Raw genomic sequence first — 15947 nt, forward strand, 5'->3', positions numbered from 1 at the left:
GGGTGGTTCCCTTTACACAGTGGCGACTTGGGTCAAAGATGGGTGAAGCATTGCGATCGAAAATAGCCTCCAGGAGTCATAAAGATGCAAAACCTGAGCTTCTCCACTATCACCCTGAACATGGCGGAGTTGGGCCCCGATAGCCCGTTGCCCGTGGTCATGGCTGAACTGGACCAGCCATACAGAATCGGCGACGGCATCCCGGAGGAACTCCAGGCTGCGGCCCGGTATGGGCAAGTTCCGAACATGTTCCCGTACTTGATGCAGGACGGCTACTCCCGCGAACGGACGGCCCACGACGTGCCCGCCGTCGTGCTTGAAAACAGCAAACTGCGTGCAGTTGTCCTCCCCACCTTGGGCGGCCGGCTGTGGGAGCTCTTCGACAAGGCGTCGGGAAAGCAGCTCCTCCACACCCACGGGACCCTGCAATTCGCCAACATTGCGTTGCGCAAGGCCTGGTTCGCCGGCGGGCTCGAATGGAACATCGGCACCCGCGGTCACTCGCCCACCACCTGCGATCCGCTGCACACCGCCATCGTCAAGACTCCCGAAGGACACGACGTCCTGCGCATGTGGGAGTTCGAACGCCTCCGCGAGGTGGTTTTCCAAGTGGACATGTGGCTTCCTGAGGACTCGGACGTCCTCCTCACGGCGGTCCGGATCAGGAACCCGCATGACCATGAGGTCCCCATGTACTGGTGGAGCAACGCCGCTGTTCCCGAGACGGCTGAAACGCGCGTGATCGCGCCCGCGACGGAGGCTTTCGGCAGCGATTACACCACAGACATCGCCCGCGTCCGGCCCACGGAACACCAAGGCACGGATGCCACCTGGCTGGTCAACAGCCCGCACGCCGCGGATTTCTTCTTCGACATCCAGCCCGGGCATCGTCATTGGATCGCCGCTGTAGACCACGACGGCGACGGCCTGGCCATGCTGTCCACCAGCCTCCTGCGCGGGAAGAAGCTGTTCGTGTGGGGCCAGGGGGACGGCGGGAAGCGCTGGCAGGAATGGCTCAGTCCCGGGGCCGGGCCCTACGCGGAAATCCAAGCTGGTCTGGCGCAAACCCAGTTCGAGCATCTGGCCATGCCTGCCGGGGCCGAGTGGAGCTGGGTAGAGGCCTACGGCAACGCGAAGCTGGACCCCGCAACCTCCCACGGCCGGGATTGGGATGCAGCCGTGACCCACGCCAGTGCCCGGCTGGAAGATCTCGTCCCGGACGCGGAGCTCGAAGTCGCCCGCGCCGAAGCCGCACGGAACTATGCGCTGCCCCCGAACGAGATGCTGGTGCGCGGCAGCGCTTGGGGTGCTTTGGAGGCTGCCCGACGGCGGCACTCAGGCCGCGGGTGGCTGGACGAAATCGGCACTCCCTTCGCCGATGAGGCAACCCCTGAGGCCATCGAGGAAACAGGTCCTTGGCACAGCCTGTTGGATGGAGCGAGTTTCCTGGGCGCCGCGAGTTTCGTGGCTGGAGCCGATTGGGAAGAACTGCTGGCCAAGGATGGCGGAGCGGAAGCGCAGTTCCACCTGGCCACGATGAAGCATGCCCGGCAGGACCTCCCCGGGGCGATCGCCGGATACGATGCCGCCCTGATGGCCGACGCCCTCTCGCCACGTTCCACGGTCCTCGCCCACCGGGGCCGCGCACTCGCGCTCTTGGCCACCGACGCAACTGACGAAGGCTTGGCTGAACTTGCCACGGCGAGCCGGCTGGAGCTCTCCAACCTCCCGTTGCTCAGTGAAGCCATGAACCTCAGCATCCGGCACGGAAACCCCGCCCAAGCACTCGCCTTGGTGAGCGAGGCACCTGCCGGGATGTCCGACGTCGGGCGCGTCCGCTTCCTGAGGGCGCTCGCCCTCGCGCGCGTCGGCAAAGGCGAGGAGGGGGCAGGGATTTTGCGGGCCGGCGTCGAAATACCGGACATCCGGGAAGGAGAAGACGGGATTGCTGCCCTGTGGGAGGAAGTGTGCCCCGCGGAGCCGGTGCCTGCCAGCTACCGCTTCGGAATGCACTAAGTTCCGGGGTGGACCGGCGCGGGACGCATGCGGCAGGAGGCACGATGTGGGACGCATGTGGCAGAACGTGTGAAGCGGGACGCATGTGGCGCGGGTGCTGGCTTTGCTGATGCCAGCACCAAGCCAAACCATGTAAGTTGGCATGGTGACTCCCTCCACCAAAACCCCACTGACCCGTGCCCCCGGTATCTCCAAGGAGATCGAAGATGCGGCGTGGTTCGTGCTGGGCCCGGGGCTGCAAGGCAAGGCTTCGGCGCTCGACGCCAGTACCCGCACTTGGACGGTGGACGCCGCCGGCGAGCTCCTGGAGCGCTTGGAACGCGGTGTCGGAGACGCCAAGGCACCCATGATGACCAACCTGCGCCAAAACCTGGAAGGGGCTTCGCGCGAGGCCAAGTTGCTCGCCGTCGAACTTCTCTTCCTGCAGTCCCTGCCTTTGGCGCATGAGGTCAAATCCCTCAAGGTGAAGCGCGCCCGCGTTGCCGAAGCCGCGTCCTGGCTCGATCGGGAGCTCGAACTCCCCAAGGAGCTGTACCAGGGGATGACCGATCACGGCGTCATCCGTGACCGGACAGCGGAATTCAACTGGACCATCTGGGACCACCTCACCTGGCTGTGCCGGTTCGTGGCGCACGTCGACGGCCAGTCCAACGCGAGCATCAACAAGGCCCTCAAGGACCCGCTGAAATTCCACGAACTCGCGGCGGCAACCCCCGAGGACCAGCCTGCCATCCGCCGCAGCATCGAATACTTGGCGTGGCCCAGCTACTTCGAGCCCGTGGTCGCCGACGTTGAACGGCGTGAAATCCGGGACGCTTTCGCGTCGCTCGTTGGCGGCGCCCATGGCGAAACGGAAACCGACATCACGGCGGACGTCCACCGCATCCGGCTTTACCTGGACGAACAGGCCGGCCAACGCATCGATTGGTACGACCGCCAGCTTGTCAGCCAGTGGCGCAAAGTGGGAGATCCCGGCCGCCGTGCCTGGCTGCTGCGCACGCACCAGGACTCCGCGGAGCTTCTCGCCGCTTGGCGGGACGAGGAAAAGGCAACGCTCGACGTCGAACACCTCCGCGAACTCTCCCCGGGCGTGACGGCAGGCCTGGTCCAGCATGCCGTGGACGAGGACTACAAGCACCTCGGCTACGTGGAGCGTGAGGATACAAAAACCGCTGTTTTCGCGTTCCTGACCGTGATGAAGCCCGGCGACCTTGCCCTGTTCCAGAACTCCGGGGCCATCAGGATCGGCGTGGTCCTGGGCGAGCCGGAACACAACGAGGACAACCGCCGGCTCCGCCGCAAAGTGCGTTGGTTCGATGAGACCCACCCCATTGCCGAGGCTCCGCGGCATGTCCAGCGCCAGCTCTCCACCTCGGGAATCGTCGTGGATGTCACGAGGGTCATCCAGTCGCTGCAGGCCCTCCTGCCCGCCGAAGCCGAATCCGACGGCGAGGACGCCGCCGCCCCGGACGCCGTCGTCGAGCCCGTGATTGAAGGGTTCCGGCCCCTTACTGAAGAGTTCGCGGCGTCCCTCCATATGGAGCTCGAGCCCCTCACCGAGATTGCCGAGCTCCTGGAGGAGAACCGCCAACTGGTGCTCTACGGCCCTCCGGGAACGGGAAAGACCTACCTCGCCAAGCACTTGGCCGCCGAGCTCGCTGGAGACAGCACCGATGAGCGCGTGAAGCTGGTGCAGTTCCACCCGTCCTACGCCTACGAGGACTTCTTCGAGGGATACCGGCCGGACAAGACCGACGACGGCCAGGTCTCGTTCAAGCTCGTGGCCGGACCGCTGCGGCGCCTCGCGGAAGAAGCTGCGAAGCCCGGAAACTCCAACAAGCCGTACTTCCTCATCATCGACGAGATGAACCGGGCCAACCTGGCGAAAGTGTTCGGTGAGCTGTACTTCCTGCTGGAATACCGCGACGACCGCATCTACCTCCAGTACAGCCCCAACGAACCGTTCAGCCTGCCGGACAACCTCTACATCATCGGCACCATGAACACGGCGGACCGCTCTATCGCCATGATGGATGCGGCCATCCGCCGTCGCTTCGCGTTCGTGGAATTGCACCCGAAAGTGGAACCGATCCGCGGTTCGCTCCGGCGCTTCCTCACTGCCGGCGGCCTGGACACCCTCAACGCGGACCTGCTTGACGCCCTGAACGACTCCATCGACGACTGGGACCGGGACCTGATGATCGGCCCCTCGTACTTCATGAAGAACGCGGCCCAGAACCCCGCCGGGCTGCGCCGGATCTGGAAGTACGAACTCATGCCGCTCCTGGAGGAGCACTACCACGGTCAGTTGAACCGGGCCCAGCTGGAGGAGCGCTTCGGTCTGGACCAGTTGTTGGGTCGACTTGCGGTCCGCTAAGACCGCGCCACCGCGTCCGGCCCGCGCCCCGGGCATCGGAAAACCTGCGGCCCGCGCTTCCACGAAGGCTCCGGCTGTGCGGCACATCGTCATGGACGAGCTCTCCGGTGGCATCGTGGAAAAGCTTGATCCGGACGCCGCGGCCCTCCTCAACTCGAGCGGGCTCGCGAAGGCCTCACCCATGGGGATGGGCCTCTACCGCGTCGAGCCGGTGGGCAAGGTCGGGTCTGTGCGGACTCCGACCGTCCAGTTCGAGGTCCGGCCCAAGGACCGCCTGGGCTTGAACCGGCTGCTGTTCCTCCTCAGCTACGCCGGGGACCAGGGCTTCCGCGAGGACTCCGTGGCCGCCGTCGAGCACAAGGACTTGTGGAGCGCCCTGGCCGAGTCTCTCGCCCAACTGGCGGAGCGGGCCCTCAGCCGCGGTCCGCTGCAGGGCTATCTCACCGTGGACGAGTCCCTCCGGACGGTCAAGGGCCGCATCCGGATCTCGGACCAGATCTCACGCCGCCCCGGGATGCTGGTTCCGCTGGAAGTCTCCTATGACGAATTCACCGAGGACATTGCCGAAAACCGCATCCTGCGCGCCGCGCTCGAGCGGATGGGCAAGGTTCCCGGCGTACGGCAGAACGTCCTGAGCCGCTTGCGGCAGCTCAAGGGAAAGCTCGACGCCGTCACGCGCCTGCAGTCGGGGGCGCCCCTCCCGCGGTGGCAGGCAAATCGGATGAATCTCCGCTACCATCCCGTCCTCCGCTTGGCCGAGCTCATCCTGCGGAATGCCTCTGCCGAAGCGGGCGAAGGGAAGCAGCAGGCCGCCTCGTTTGTCGTGGACATGTCCACTGTGTTTGAGGAATTCGTAGGTGTGGCTTTGCGGGCGGCCATGCGGGCGCATCCGGGTGAAATGCGACTCCAATACGGCGCCACCCTCAACGAGGCCGTCCGGGATTCGGACCGGCTCACAGTTCGCCCTGACGCCGTCCATTTCCTGGGTGGCCGGCCCGTTGTGGTGTACGACTCCAAATACGCCGCAGCCACGGATTCCGGGGCATCGTTGAACGCGGACCATTACCAACTCCTGGCCTACTGCACCGCCTTGCAAGTGCCCACGGCGTGGCTGGTCTATGCGGGTAAGGGAGAGATGAAGTTGCGTCGGATCCTCAACACGGACATCGACATTGTGGAGTACCCACTGGACTTGTCGCGGCCACCGGCGGAGATTCTTGCCGCCGTCACGGACCTGGCCCAGCAGTCCTGGGGAGAAGTGGTGCGCCAGGCGCGCCTGTGACGGGCCTGCGTGTTCCGTCCGGGCGGCAGGGAGACTAGCCTGAAAGAGCAAGTCACCGCAGATGGAGGCATCATGCACGGCAAGAAAAAGAAGAAGACCTGGAAGGACATGACCCCCGGGCAACGGATGGGCGTGCTCGTGACGGGTGCAGGCCAGATGGCGTTGCTTATCGCGGCGCAACGTAGCATTTCCAAGACCCCGGCGGCCCAGATCAGGGGAAACAAGGCTATTTGGCGGGCTGCAAGCTTCATCAATTTCTTTGGGCCGCTGAGCTATTTCCTGTTCGGCCGCCGTCGAGGAACTGCGTGAGCTGATTCTCCAAAGCCGAACGGTCGCGCAGTTCGCATTCCCACACGGTGAGAACCTCCCATCCTGAGGCCCTCAGCAGTTCGCGCTGTCCGGCGTCGCGCTCCCGGGTCCGGTTGCGCTTGGCTGCCCAGAAATCCGCGTTGCCGGTAGGTGCGTGTTGGCCTGCCTTGCAATCGTGGAAGTGCCAGAAGCATCCGTTCACGAAGATCACCTTGCGCCGGCCTGCAAACACGAGATCCGGGCTCCCGGGCAACTTCCCGCCCGCGGCCCGGCCATGGAGCCGATACCGGTACCCCTTGGCATGCAAGAGTTGGCGGACCAAAAGCTCGGGCTTGGTGTTCTTGCCCCGGATCTTGGACATGTTCAGGCTGCGTTGCGCAGGCGTCAGCAGGTCGCGGCTCTCGCCCATATCCTCAGTCTACGCAGCGCCCCGTGTGACGCTCGCTCACGTATGTGGGCTTTTCCCGCAACGCTCGCTCACGTATGTGGGCTTTCCCTGCGACGCTCGCTCACGTATGTGGCCCAAAACCAAAACCCTCGATCACATGATGTGAGCGGGGGTTGGTCGGGGGTGGCTTGTTTGTGAGCGGGGGTCGCAGGAGGGTCAGGCCGGGACGCGGAACGTGAAGGTTGTTCCTTCGCCCGGGACGCTCTCGAGGCCAATGGTCCCGCCATGGGCATCGACGATTGCCTTGCAGATGGAGAGCCCCAGACCTACGCCTTGAATGGCTGTGTTGCGGACGTTTCCGGCCCTGAAATACCGGGTGAAGGCATCGGCTTGGTCCTGCTTGTCCATGCCCATGCCGGTGTCCTTGACGTGGCACACCAGCGCGTTTTCCTCTTGCCGCAGCGTGACGTGGACGTCGCCGCCGTCGGGAGAGTATTTGATGGCGTTGGAGATGAGGTTGTCCAGCACTTGTGAGATACGGTTGGCATCCACGTGTGCCTCCAGGCGTTCCGGGGCGTCGATGTGAAGCCGCACTCCGCCGTCGTTCGCTTTCGGCTCGGCCGAGGCGACGCTCGACTTGACGAGTTCGGAAACGTCTACCGCGTGTGGCTGGACGATCATGTGGCCCGAACGGACTGCCAAGAGGTCGGAGACGAGGGAGAGGAGCCGGTCCGCGTTTCGTTGCACAATCTCAAGTTGCTGCACCACCCACGTGGGGAGGTTTTCGGCCTCTTCCAGCACAAGGTCCACGTACCCAGCGATGGACGTCAGCGGGGTGCGGAACTCATGGGAGACGTTCGAGACGAAATCGTCTTTCGCGGCGAGCGCGTCCACCAGGGCTGTGACGTCACCGAAAACGAGCACTGAACCCAGGTAGTTCCCGTTGCAGTCCTTCATGGACCGCGCGCTGGTGGTGAAAGCGCGCTGCTCCCTGCCCGTCCCGACCCAGACGAGGTAGTCCGTGAACTCTTGCCTCAAAGCAGCACGGCGCATCGGCCGGCGATCAGCCTCGGTCGGGGTCACTCGGTCCGCGTCGAAAACCAAAAGCTGTGGCTTGCCGTGGCGATCGGTGTCTCCGGAAGCCTCGAGCACTTGGTTCTCCCGCTGCTTGCGGTTCGCCATCAGTTCACGCCCGTCGGCGTCAATAACTACGACGCCAAGGTGGACGGTTTCAAGAACGGTCTTGAGCAATCGTTCCTTCTGCTGGCTGTCGTCCAGGGCCCGGTGCAGCGCGGCGTCCCTTTCCTCAAGGCGCTTTTGCTGCATGACCATGCTCTGGGTCATGACGCTGATGGACACGCCGATGCCGAGCATCATGATGGGGAACAGCAATCCACGCAGCAGATCCTGCGGCGTGTGCGTTCCATGGATGAATTGCGGCGCCCAGATCATGGCGAGCGGCCCCAGGAAGGAAACAATCAGGGCAGAGCGTCGATACAGCCCCGAGGCGCAGAGCCAAATGACGGGAAAGACGGTCAGGAGGCTGATTCCGATAGGGCTGTCTTGTCCTCCCTCACGGCCCAACCCGATGGACACTATGTCCAGGAGCGGGATGGCTAGGAACGTCGGAGAAGGGAGTCTGTCCCAGGGAACGGCGTGGCAGAGGAGCCAGACAGCAGCCTGGGTAGCCAGAAAGATGACGAAAAGGGGATTGCCGGGGGTCGCGGGGAAATAGAGGGCCACTAGTACCGCGACGAGGCACACTGTCACAGTCAGCGGCAATTGGCTGAGTGCAACGCGATCCTTGAGTGAGTACTCATGGAAGGCGTGCTGAAAGAACATCACCCGGCCGCTATGTGCATCCCATTCAAACGGACGTTTCATGAGGCCGGAATTCGCATTTGTTCTAGGTCCCGTCGCATGCCAGAAAGGATACCGGCAGCCCTATATACTTCCATTCGTAGCGGGCTGGGAGGGCTGCAAATGACTGAATTACGGGTTGGGCTTGTCATAGAAGACGATCACGACATCCGGGAATTGGTCCGCGTCGTCCTCAGCCAGGCTGGCTTCGAGGTTCACCTGGCGACGAGCGGGGCAGCCGGAATCCGGGCAGCGCGTGATCTAAGGCCGCACGTCATCACCCTGGACTTGGGCTTGCCGGATATTGATGGCTTCGAGGTGGCACGCCAGGTCCGGAACTTTTCTGATGCATATATCGTCATGTTGACGGCCAGGACCGACGAGCTTGATACGCTCCTGGGCTTGGAATCCGGCGCTGACGACTATTTGACCAAGCCTTTCCGGCCCCGCGAACTTCGTGCCAGGGTAGCAGCAATGATGCGCCGCCCGCGCTCCGGAGCCACGCCAAATCGTTCCGGAGAGGCGCCTTCCCAGCGGACTTTCCAGCACAACGGGCTGGTATTCAGTTACGCGACGCGGACCGTTTCCATCGACGGCCAGGACGTACGGTTGACCCCCACGGAGTTCGACCTCCTGCACTCATTGCTAGAGGCAGGCCGCACCGTTTTGAGCAAAGCGGACCTGGTGCGCCGCCTCCGGAACGAACCTTACGACGTCGGGAACTACTTGAGTGACGCCGACGAACGGTCCGTCGAAGTCCACATCGGCAACCTTCGCCGCAAGCTTGGGGACGACGCGCAGAACCCGCGCTGGCTGCAAACAGTCCGCGGCGTTGGCTATCGGCTCGCGCCCGCAAGACCATGAACGCGTTGGGGAATTTGGCGTCAGATGTGAGCGGGCGTTTGGGAATTTGGCGTCAGATGTGAGCGGGCGTTGGGGAATTTGCCCACCAGGAGGACATGGCATCGAGCACCTCATGGCGGCTGCCCGTTTCGTCGACGAGCCGCAGTGTCACGCCGTCGGCGGCTTCAACTTCCCACAACGGCAGCGTCCCCGACGCCGGAGCGTACGGATGCCAGAGGCTTGCACGGTCACGCTGGATAATACTCATGGCGCGATCCGGCCGTGGCGCGAGCATTCAGCGGTCCAGCCGAGCGGCGTGACCTGGACTTTCATGCGGCGCCGGCATTGGGTGCAATAGCGTGGGGGTTCCATCGCGAGGCGCTGCCGGCAGCTTTGGTGAGCATCCGACGTCGGGCGCCCGCCTTGGGTTGCCGGATCGCCTTGCGCGGCGGCTCCGCTTTGCTGCGCGGGTCCGCCTTGGGTTGCCGGGTCGCCTTGCGCGGCGGCCTCGCCGCAGTGCCCGCAGAAGCTTGCCGTCTCGGTGTTTGGAACGGTCGTGCTCACAGCGACTTCTGGAGTTCCTTGATGGGCATGTTCAGCTCCACGAGGAGGTTGAGGTCCGCGTCGGCGGGACGGCCCAGCGTGGTGAGGTAGTTGCCGACGATGACCGCGTTGATGCCGCCCATGAGGCCTTCGCGGGTGCCGAGGTCGCCCAGGGTGAGTTCGCGCCCGCCGGCGTAACGCAGCACGGTCCGGGGCATGGCGAGGCGGAACGCCGCGATCGCGCGGAGGGCGTCTTGGCCGTCCATGATTCCTTGGTTTTCGAGGGGAGTCCCGGGGCGCGGATTGAGGAAGTTCAGCGGGACTTCGTGGGGTTCGAGGGCTGCGAGCTGGCTGGCGAGTTCGGCCCGCTGGGCGGTGGTTTCGCCCATGCCGATCAGGGCGCCGCAGCAAAGTTCCATGCCGGCCGCCTTGACCATGTTGCAGGTGTCGAGGCGTTCCTCGTAGCTGTGGGTGGTGACGACTTCGGGGAAGTAGCTGCGCGCCGTTTCGAGGTTGTGGTTGTAGCGGTGGACGCCCCACTCGGCGAGTTGGTCCACTTGGCGCTGGGTGAGCATGCCCAAGGAACAGGCGATGTTGATGTCCACCTCCGCGTTGATGCGGTCGATGGCGAACTTGATCTGGTTCATGAGCTTGATGTCCGGGCCGCGGACGGCAGCAACGATGCAAAACTCGGTGGCCCCGGTGGCCGCGGTTTCCTTTGCGGCCTTAACGAGCTCGGGAATGTCGAGCCACACGCCCCGGACCGGACTGTCAAACAGGCCCGATTGGCTGCAGAAGTGGCAGTCCTCGGGGCATCCTCCGGTCTTGATGGAGATGATTCCCTCTACTTCCACGTCCTCGCCGCAGTGCTCTATGCGGACTTCGTGGGCAAGCTGCAGGGCTTCCGGGATGGCCTCGTCCGGAAGTTCCAGGATCTCGAGCAGCTGGGATTCGCTAAGGCCCTCGCCTTTGGCAAGGACTTGCTCGCGGGCTGTTTCCAGAATCGGATAAGTGGACGTACGCCTTGGGTTTGGCTGGGTAGTCATGGTGCTCCTCGGCCGCTACTTGCAGGGGATGGTGCGTTCCTTCATGACGGTAGTGCGCCTGTGGGCTCGCGATTTTGTTGGACGTCCACAAACCCGGAGCTGCAATCTTGGCGGCCGACTCGCTGGATAAGTTACAGCGCTGAAACATCGTGGAGACTCGGTGGTTTCATCCCGCCGATAGCGTCAAGCGCATGTCCAGACGAGGAAAGTTGCGGGGATGACTGACGATTCGAAGACAACGCAAGTACTTGAACTCCCGACGGCGGGCCGCTCCCCGAAGGGGGTCGCCGCCGTCGAACCTTCCGAGACGCTAGGCGCCGGGAGCCGCACGACGGGCAACGCCGATGCGATGAGTGCAGCGAAGGAGAGCCTGGAGGACTACACCCTCAGGTTCGCGCCACGGTCCTACCGCAAGTGGGGTGCTGGCGTGGTCGCGACGAGTGCGCTCGGTGGAATTGCCTATTTGGCTGATTTCTCGATCGGCGCGAATATCGGTATTTCTTATGGCACTGTGAATGCTATTTTCGGAATTGTGGTGGCGGCGATCGTCATTTTCGCCACCGGTTTCCCCTTGGCCTATTACGCGGCGCGCTACAACATCGACCTTGACCTCATCACACGGGGATCCGGATTCGGCTATTACGGCTCGGTGGTCACCAACGTTATTTTCGCGACCTTCACGTTCATCTTCTTCGCGCTCGAGGGTTCCATCATGGCGCAAGGCCTCGAGCTTGGGCTGGGCATCCCGCAGTGGCTCGGCTATGCGGCGTCCACGCTTATTGTCATTCCCTTGGTGATTTACGGGATGAAAGCCTTGTCCAAATTGCAGGTGTGGACCACCCCGTTGTGGCTCCTGCTCATGGTGGTTCCCGTAGGATATTTGGTGATTTCGCACCCGGACAGCATCGGGGAGTTCTTCGCGTTCACAGGCAAATCCGGGGCCGAAGGAACCAACTTGGCGTCCGTGATGCTCGCCGCAGGTGTCTGTCTGTCACTCATGGCGCAGATCGCGGAACAGATTGACTACTTGCGCTTCATGCCGCCCAAGACCGCCGAGAACCGCGGTGCCTGGTGGCGAGCCGTGATCCTGGCCGGTCCTGGCTGGGTGATCTTCGGCGCGATCAAGCAGATCGTGGGCATGTTCATTGCCATTTACCTGATCGCCACCCTGGATCCGGCCGGTTCCGTCCATGCGAACGAGCCGGTGCACCAATTCCTTGGCGTCTACCAGGAAATGATGCCGGCGTGGCTGGCCATGACCTTGGCCGTGGTGCTCGTGGTCATTTCGCAAATCAAGATCAACGTGACCAACGCCTACTCCGGCTCGCTCGCGTGGACCAACAGCTTCACGCGTATCACCAAGAGCTACCCGGGGCGGATGGTGTTTGTGGTGGTCAACCTGGTGATCGCGCTCGTGCTGATGGAAGCCAACATGTTCGAATTCCTCAATACGATCCTTGGTTTCTACGCGAATTGCGCCATGGCGTGGGTGGTTACGGTGGCGTCCGATATTGCGATCAACAAATACTTGCTCAAGATTTCGCCGCAGGTTCCCGAGTTCCGCCGCGGCATGCTTTACGCAGTCAACCCGGTCGGCTTTATCTCGATGCTGGTGTCGGCCACTGTGTCGATTGCCGTGTTCTTCGGTGCTTTCGGTTCGGCTGTCCAGCCATACTCGCCGATTTTCGCCGTCGGGCTGGCGCTTGTGCTGCCGCCGGCATTGGCCGTGTTGACCCGAGGGAAGTACTATCTCCGCCGCGCGGACGACGGAATCGAGCTGCCTATGTTCGACGCCGACGGCAACCCGAGCGACTCCAAGCTTTTGTGCCACGTGACGGGCCTGGAGTTCGAGCGTCCGGACATGGTCCGGTCCGCCCAGGACGGGCCCGACGGCGAGCCGCAGTTCATCTCTTCGCTCGCTTTGTCGACGGACAAGTCGGGGGAGTTGGTCCTGCCGGCTCAAAAGTAGGGGGGAGTTCAAAAGGCCCCATGGGCCTCGACGACGGATGGGCGGCCTGGCCGCGGTCCCGTCGTCGAGGCCTTTGGTCTGTCTTTGTAGTGTTTTGATGTCCCGCGCCTCGCTGGTGAAGCGAAGCGGGGTAGTGAACCGGAGCCTGTGGATAACTTTCCCGCAAAGATAAGGAAGTGAGCTACCATTTTGGGAACGTTTAGTCTTGAAAACTATTTGGGGATAGCAAACCATGACTCCACGCACCTCGGTTTCTGCTCGCAACCGCCTATTCATCATTGTCGGCCTCGCAGCGGCGTTGACGCTGACCGCGTGCGTGAACAGCACCGAGCCCCAGACCGGACAATCCGCCACGCCTACGGTTTCTGCAACTGCCACGGCTACGCCCTCTCCGACCCTTGCTTACAAGCCCGCCGACGCTAACGGGAAAGCCGAGAACGTGCCCATCCCGGTGCTGCCGGAGGCCGCGAAGGCGAACAGCAAGGAAGGCGTGGAGGCGTTTGCCAGGTACTGGTTCCAGGCGCTTTCCTACGCTTATGAGACTGGGGACATGGCTGTTTGGTCAGCCATGACATCTGCGGAATGCGTCTTCTGTAATCGAATCAAGCAGGGTCTCGAGTCCGCATATGTAAAAGGACGATGGGTTGTTGGTGGCAAGATGACAACTCCGTCGGTTGAAGCAAACTTCAAATCCGAGGCGCTTTCTCAGCAAGTGACGATTCAGACGATCCAAAGCCAGATCGACTACTACGATGCGGATGGAAGCGTGGGGCAGCCTTCAACGCCTCCATCGAACTCGGCGATAGTCATGATTGGCGCTTTCGAATCAGGGTCTTGGAAGGTCAAAGACCTCGGATTGATTCAGTAGTGCGCCATGAATTTGCGAAAGTCGACCATAGGGACAATTGTTCTGGCCGCGGTGTTTGTCGCTCCAGCCACACTCGCCTCAGCCCTTGACGATGACCGAGTGTCGGCGGGAATTCAAAAAGGTGGAATCGACGTCTCGGCCAGGTGGATTCGTGACCCCCAAACCGGTGAAATCGTCCCCGCCCCTCTAAACCACGTCAGCGACGACCCCAACCAATACAAGGCAGAGCTCCAATGCCAGGTCGAGGACAATGCCTTGGATAAGAAGTGCCTACCCGGGCAGGTGCAATGTCCGCCACGCGAACCTGGTGGGAAATCTGGAACGCCAGTCATCTGGAAAGTCGCGCCTAAGGCGATTTCAAATCCCACGTGGATTGACTGGAAATCGGGCAACAACGGTCCGTCCTGCCTCTACGACCAAAAGCCAGAGGACGTCCTGCCCAGAATTGCGGCGAGAATTGAGAGCGACTTCCGCAACCTTCCGATCAGGCCCGCAAACCTGACCGCCCAGCCAAGCCCGCACACGCTCAAGGGCGCTGAAACCAACATCTTCGCCGACGCCGTTGAGCAGCAATTCGATGTGACGCTCCTCGGCCAGAGAGTCCACATAGTCGCAACCCCCGTGGAGTACGTATATAGCTATGGGGACGGCAGCACTCGGGGGCCAACACCCTTTGCGGGCGGGCCACTTCCGGAAGCGGAATGGGGCCAAAAGACGAGAACAAGCCACGTGTATCAACAGACCGGTGACTTTCAGTTGTCCGTGACCACCACCTTCCGCGGCACCTACTCCGTGAACGGTGGCCCGAACATGCCGATTCCCGGCACAGGTCAGTTCGCGTCGCCCTCACAGAAGGTCAGCGTCTGGAGGTCGATCACGCGCAATTACGCCGACAACTGCATCGTGAATCCGCGTGGCGAGGGCTGCCCGGGCGTCCCCTAGAACGACGAGGACAAGCGAAGCGACTACGTCCGAAGTTCCCTGTCGATCCGGTCCAGTCGTGCCTGCACCAGCTGAAACCGTGAATCGCCGGGAGCCATGAGCCTCGCCAGGGTTATCGCGGCCTCGGAATCGTCGGAGCCCATATCCGTGGAACACCAATGGCTGATGAGCTCCGCGTCGCCGCTTGACCGAACCGACGCGGCGACAGCCTGATCCAACTCGTCGCGCATCAGTTCTATGGCCATGGTCGCTGAACGGTTCAAGATGCGCCCGGAGTAGGCGGCGACGGCATCGTGCACCCGCCCGGACCGCAAATTCTGAGCGACCAGCATGGCGTCGGTCACAACTGTGACGCCAGCGGCAAAACGGTACGGATTCGCCTCCACCACATTGCCGAGCAACGCACGGATCCGGTGCATCTCCGTCCGGATGGCTGTGGCGGCGCCATCTTCGCCATGCAGCTCATACGCGAGCTCGTCTGCGCTCCATCCGCGCGTCCTGGACGCGAGCAACGCCAGGATCTCCGCTCGGCGCAGCGTCACGGGAAGCGCGCCGCCGCCGTCGAGCTCTGCCGTCGGCTTGTCGCCGAGGAGCCGCAGGAACAGTGTTGAAGCGGAACCGGGACGGGAATGCGTGACGGTGGTGCGCCGGCTATGGTCCGCCGCCGCGCCTTCCGAACGCAATAGTTCCTCCGCGAGCCGGACGCCGCAACGCACCATCCGCAGGCTGTCCGGCGTCACCGAATGGATCGGCCCCGAAACATCCAGGATCCCGACGATGTCTCCGGTGAAGGGGTCCCGAATGGGCGCCGCGGTGCATGCCCAATCATGGTGGGTCCGGACGAGGTGCTCGGCAGAGAAGAGTTGGGCGGCGTTCCCGGAGATGAGGGCCTCGCTGATGGCGTTGGTGCCGACTCCCCCCTCGGACCAATCGGCACCCTCCACGAATTCGAGGGAATCGGCCTGCCGCAGCGCGGAACCGCTGCCTATTCTCCAGAGCACCTCGCCAGAGTGGTCAGTGACGATCAGCAGGTGCCGGCCCGTGGCGGACTCATCGGCAAGGAGTTGCGAGAGCGCCGGAACCACGCTCGCCAGGCGGTGTCCTGCGCCGAGCGAACGGGCTTCGGCAACGTCGTGGCGGTGGGCCGGGCTGTGCCGGTCGGGGTTGATGCCCAGTGCGATGGACCGCTGCCAAGACTCCACGAGGGACGCGGACAGAAGGGGGTGCGGGGCGCCGGACAACGCAGCTTCGTGGGCGGTTCGGAGCGTCTTTGCGTACTCCAGCGGCGAGGAGAAGCGCAGTCCCGGATCCGGGATCAGCGCGCTCGGGCCGTGACGCATGCGCAAACTCCCAACTCGCCATTGAATCGCTGGATCGAACGGCCCAAACCTGCGTGGAAACAGGGGAGGGAGTTCGTGTCACCCGATTGTAACCCCCTGAGACATCTACTTGTGATGCGAGTCACTCACCGGACAGCTGCCATGGAACGGGGAAATTGGCTCAT

13 protein-coding genes are annotated in these 15947 nt (G+C 63.0%); 8 read left to right on the forward strand and 5 right to left on the reverse strand.

Annotated features, from left to right (window positions below; translation table 11 throughout):
• The first annotated feature begins 84 nt into the window (after nucleotides 1-84).
• The 4 genes from AB0323_RS08530 (at nucleotide 85) to AB0323_RS08545 (ending at nucleotide 5984) form a co-directional block, all read left to right on the forward strand.
• A complete protein-coding gene (locus tag AB0323_RS08530; protein ID WP_366176929.1) occupies nucleotides 85-2016 on the forward strand; it encodes a DUF5107 domain-containing protein in 1932 nt (643 codons plus the stop codon).
• Between the two features lie 142 nt (nucleotides 2017-2158).
• Nucleotides 2159-4393, forward strand: coding sequence for an AAA family ATPase (locus tag AB0323_RS08535; RefSeq protein ID WP_366176930.1), 2235 nt, complete (start codon nucleotides 2159-2161; stop codon nucleotides 4391-4393).
• Nucleotides 4394-4484: 91 nt separating this feature from the next.
• Nucleotides 4485-5675, forward strand: a complete 1191-nt coding sequence (locus AB0323_RS08540; RefSeq protein ID WP_366177018.1) for a restriction endonuclease — start codon at nucleotides 4485-4487, stop codon at nucleotides 5673-5675.
• 72 nt (nucleotides 5676-5747) lie between these two features.
• On the forward strand, nucleotides 5748-5984 hold the full coding sequence (locus AB0323_RS08545) for a PLDc N-terminal domain-containing protein (protein WP_366176931.1): 237 nt from the start codon (nucleotides 5748-5750) through the stop codon (nucleotides 5982-5984).
• Here the strand turns inward: AB0323_RS08545 and AB0323_RS08550 are convergent.
• The gene (locus tag AB0323_RS08550) at nucleotides 5926-6393 is read right to left on the reverse strand and encodes a very short patch repair endonuclease (RefSeq protein ID WP_366176932.1); all 468 of its coding nucleotides are present in this window, start codon (nucleotides 6391-6393) and stop codon (nucleotides 5926-5928) included. The genes AB0323_RS08545 and AB0323_RS08550 overlap by 59 nt on opposite strands.
• A 195-nt stretch (nucleotides 6394-6588) precedes the next feature.
• Nucleotides 6589-8214 carry a PAS domain-containing sensor histidine kinase gene (locus tag AB0323_RS08555; protein WP_366176933.1) on the reverse strand — a complete coding sequence of 542 codons (1626 nt, stop codon included), beginning with the start codon at nucleotides 8212-8214 and terminating at the stop codon, nucleotides 6589-6591.
• A 141-nt stretch (nucleotides 8215-8355) separates the two neighbouring features.
• Between AB0323_RS08555 and AB0323_RS08560 the strand changes: the two genes are divergently transcribed.
• Complete coding sequence (locus tag AB0323_RS08560) at nucleotides 8356-9096, forward strand: response regulator transcription factor (protein WP_366176934.1); 741 nt, start codon at nucleotides 8356-8358, stop codon at nucleotides 9094-9096.
• Between the two features lie 52 nt (nucleotides 9097-9148).
• On the opposite strand, the gene AB0323_RS08565 is transcribed toward AB0323_RS08560, so the two are convergent.
• Both AB0323_RS08565 and bioB read right to left on the reverse strand, forming a co-directional pair.
• On the reverse strand, nucleotides 9149-9343 hold the full coding sequence (locus tag AB0323_RS08565) for a hypothetical protein (protein ID WP_366176935.1): 195 nt from the start codon (nucleotides 9341-9343) through the stop codon (nucleotides 9149-9151).
• 292 nt (nucleotides 9344-9635) lie between these two features.
• Nucleotides 9636-10664 (reverse strand): biotin synthase BioB, encoded by a 1029-nt coding sequence (gene bioB / locus AB0323_RS08570; RefSeq protein ID WP_366176936.1) that lies wholly within the window; start codon nucleotides 10662-10664, stop codon nucleotides 9636-9638.
• A gap of 217 nt (nucleotides 10665-10881) precedes the next feature.
• On the opposite strand from bioB, the gene AB0323_RS08575 reads away from it, so the two are divergent.
• The 3 genes from AB0323_RS08575 to AB0323_RS08585 all read left to right on the forward strand — a co-directional run bounded on the left by AB0323_RS08575 (nucleotide 10882) and on the right by AB0323_RS08585 (nucleotide 14443).
• Nucleotides 10882-12633, forward strand: a complete 1752-nt coding sequence (locus AB0323_RS08575) for a hypothetical protein (protein WP_366176937.1) — start codon at nucleotides 10882-10884, stop codon at nucleotides 12631-12633.
• A gap of 232 nt (nucleotides 12634-12865) precedes the next feature.
• On the forward strand, nucleotides 12866-13501 hold the full coding sequence (locus tag AB0323_RS08580; protein WP_366176938.1) for a DUF6318 family protein: 636 nt from the start codon (nucleotides 12866-12868) through the stop codon (nucleotides 13499-13501).
• Between the two features lie 6 nt (nucleotides 13502-13507).
• Entirely contained in the window at nucleotides 13508-14443 is a 936-nt protein-coding gene (locus AB0323_RS08585) for a hypothetical protein (RefSeq protein ID WP_366176939.1), read from the forward strand.
• A gap of 23 nt (nucleotides 14444-14466) precedes the next feature.
• Here AB0323_RS08585 and AB0323_RS08590 read toward each other — a convergent pair whose 3' ends face one another.
• Entirely contained in the window at nucleotides 14467-15783 is a 1317-nt protein-coding gene (locus tag AB0323_RS08590) for a transcriptional regulator (RefSeq protein WP_366176940.1), read from the reverse strand.
• Nucleotides 15784-15947: the final 164 nt, after the last annotated feature.

The organism is Arthrobacter sp. NPDC080031 (genome assembly GCF_040702485.1).
In the GTDB taxonomy this organism is placed as follows: domain Bacteria; phylum Actinomycetota; class Actinomycetes; order Actinomycetales; family Micrococcaceae; genus Arthrobacter.

What these genes read in the sequence shown, in the direction of transcription:
- AB0323_RS08530 (WP_366176929.1), top strand. Translation starts at nt 85, where the DNA reads ATGCAAAACCTGAGCTTCTCCACTATCACCCTGAACATGGCGGAGTTG.
- AB0323_RS08535 (WP_366176930.1), top strand. Translation starts at nt 2,159, where the DNA reads ATGGTGACTCCCTCCACCAAAACCCCACTGACCCGTGCCCCCGGTATC.
- AB0323_RS08540 (WP_366177018.1), top strand. Translation starts at nt 4,485, where the DNA reads ATGGACGAGCTCTCCGGTGGCATCGTGGAAAAGCTTGATCCGGACGCC.
- AB0323_RS08545 (WP_366176931.1), top strand. Translation starts at nt 5,748, where the DNA reads ATGCACGGCAAGAAAAAGAAGAAGACCTGGAAGGACATGACCCCCGGG.
- AB0323_RS08550 (WP_366176932.1), bottom strand. Translation starts at nt 6,393, where the DNA reads ATGGGCGAGAGCCGCGACCTGCTGACGCCTGCGCAACGCAGCCTGAAC.
- AB0323_RS08555 (WP_366176933.1), bottom strand. Translation starts at nt 8,214, where the DNA reads ATGTTCTTTCAGCACGCCTTCCATGAGTACTCACTCAAGGATCGCGTT.
- AB0323_RS08560 (WP_366176934.1), top strand. Translation starts at nt 8,356, where the DNA reads ATGACTGAATTACGGGTTGGGCTTGTCATAGAAGACGATCACGACATC.
- AB0323_RS08565 (WP_366176935.1), bottom strand. Translation starts at nt 9,343, where the DNA reads ATGAGTATTATCCAGCGTGACCGTGCAAGCCTCTGGCATCCGTACGCT.
- bioB (WP_366176936.1), bottom strand. Translation starts at nt 10,664, where the DNA reads ATGACTACCCAGCCAAACCCAAGGCGTACGTCCACTTATCCGATTCTG.
- AB0323_RS08575 (WP_366176937.1), top strand. Translation starts at nt 10,882, where the DNA reads ATGACTGACGATTCGAAGACAACGCAAGTACTTGAACTCCCGACGGCG.
- AB0323_RS08580 (WP_366176938.1), top strand. Translation starts at nt 12,866, where the DNA reads ATGACTCCACGCACCTCGGTTTCTGCTCGCAACCGCCTATTCATCATT.
- AB0323_RS08585 (WP_366176939.1), top strand. Translation starts at nt 13,508, where the DNA reads ATGAATTTGCGAAAGTCGACCATAGGGACAATTGTTCTGGCCGCGGTG.
- AB0323_RS08590 (WP_366176940.1), bottom strand. Translation starts at nt 15,783, where the DNA reads ATGCGTCACGGCCCGAGCGCGCTGATCCCGGATCCGGGACTGCGCTTC.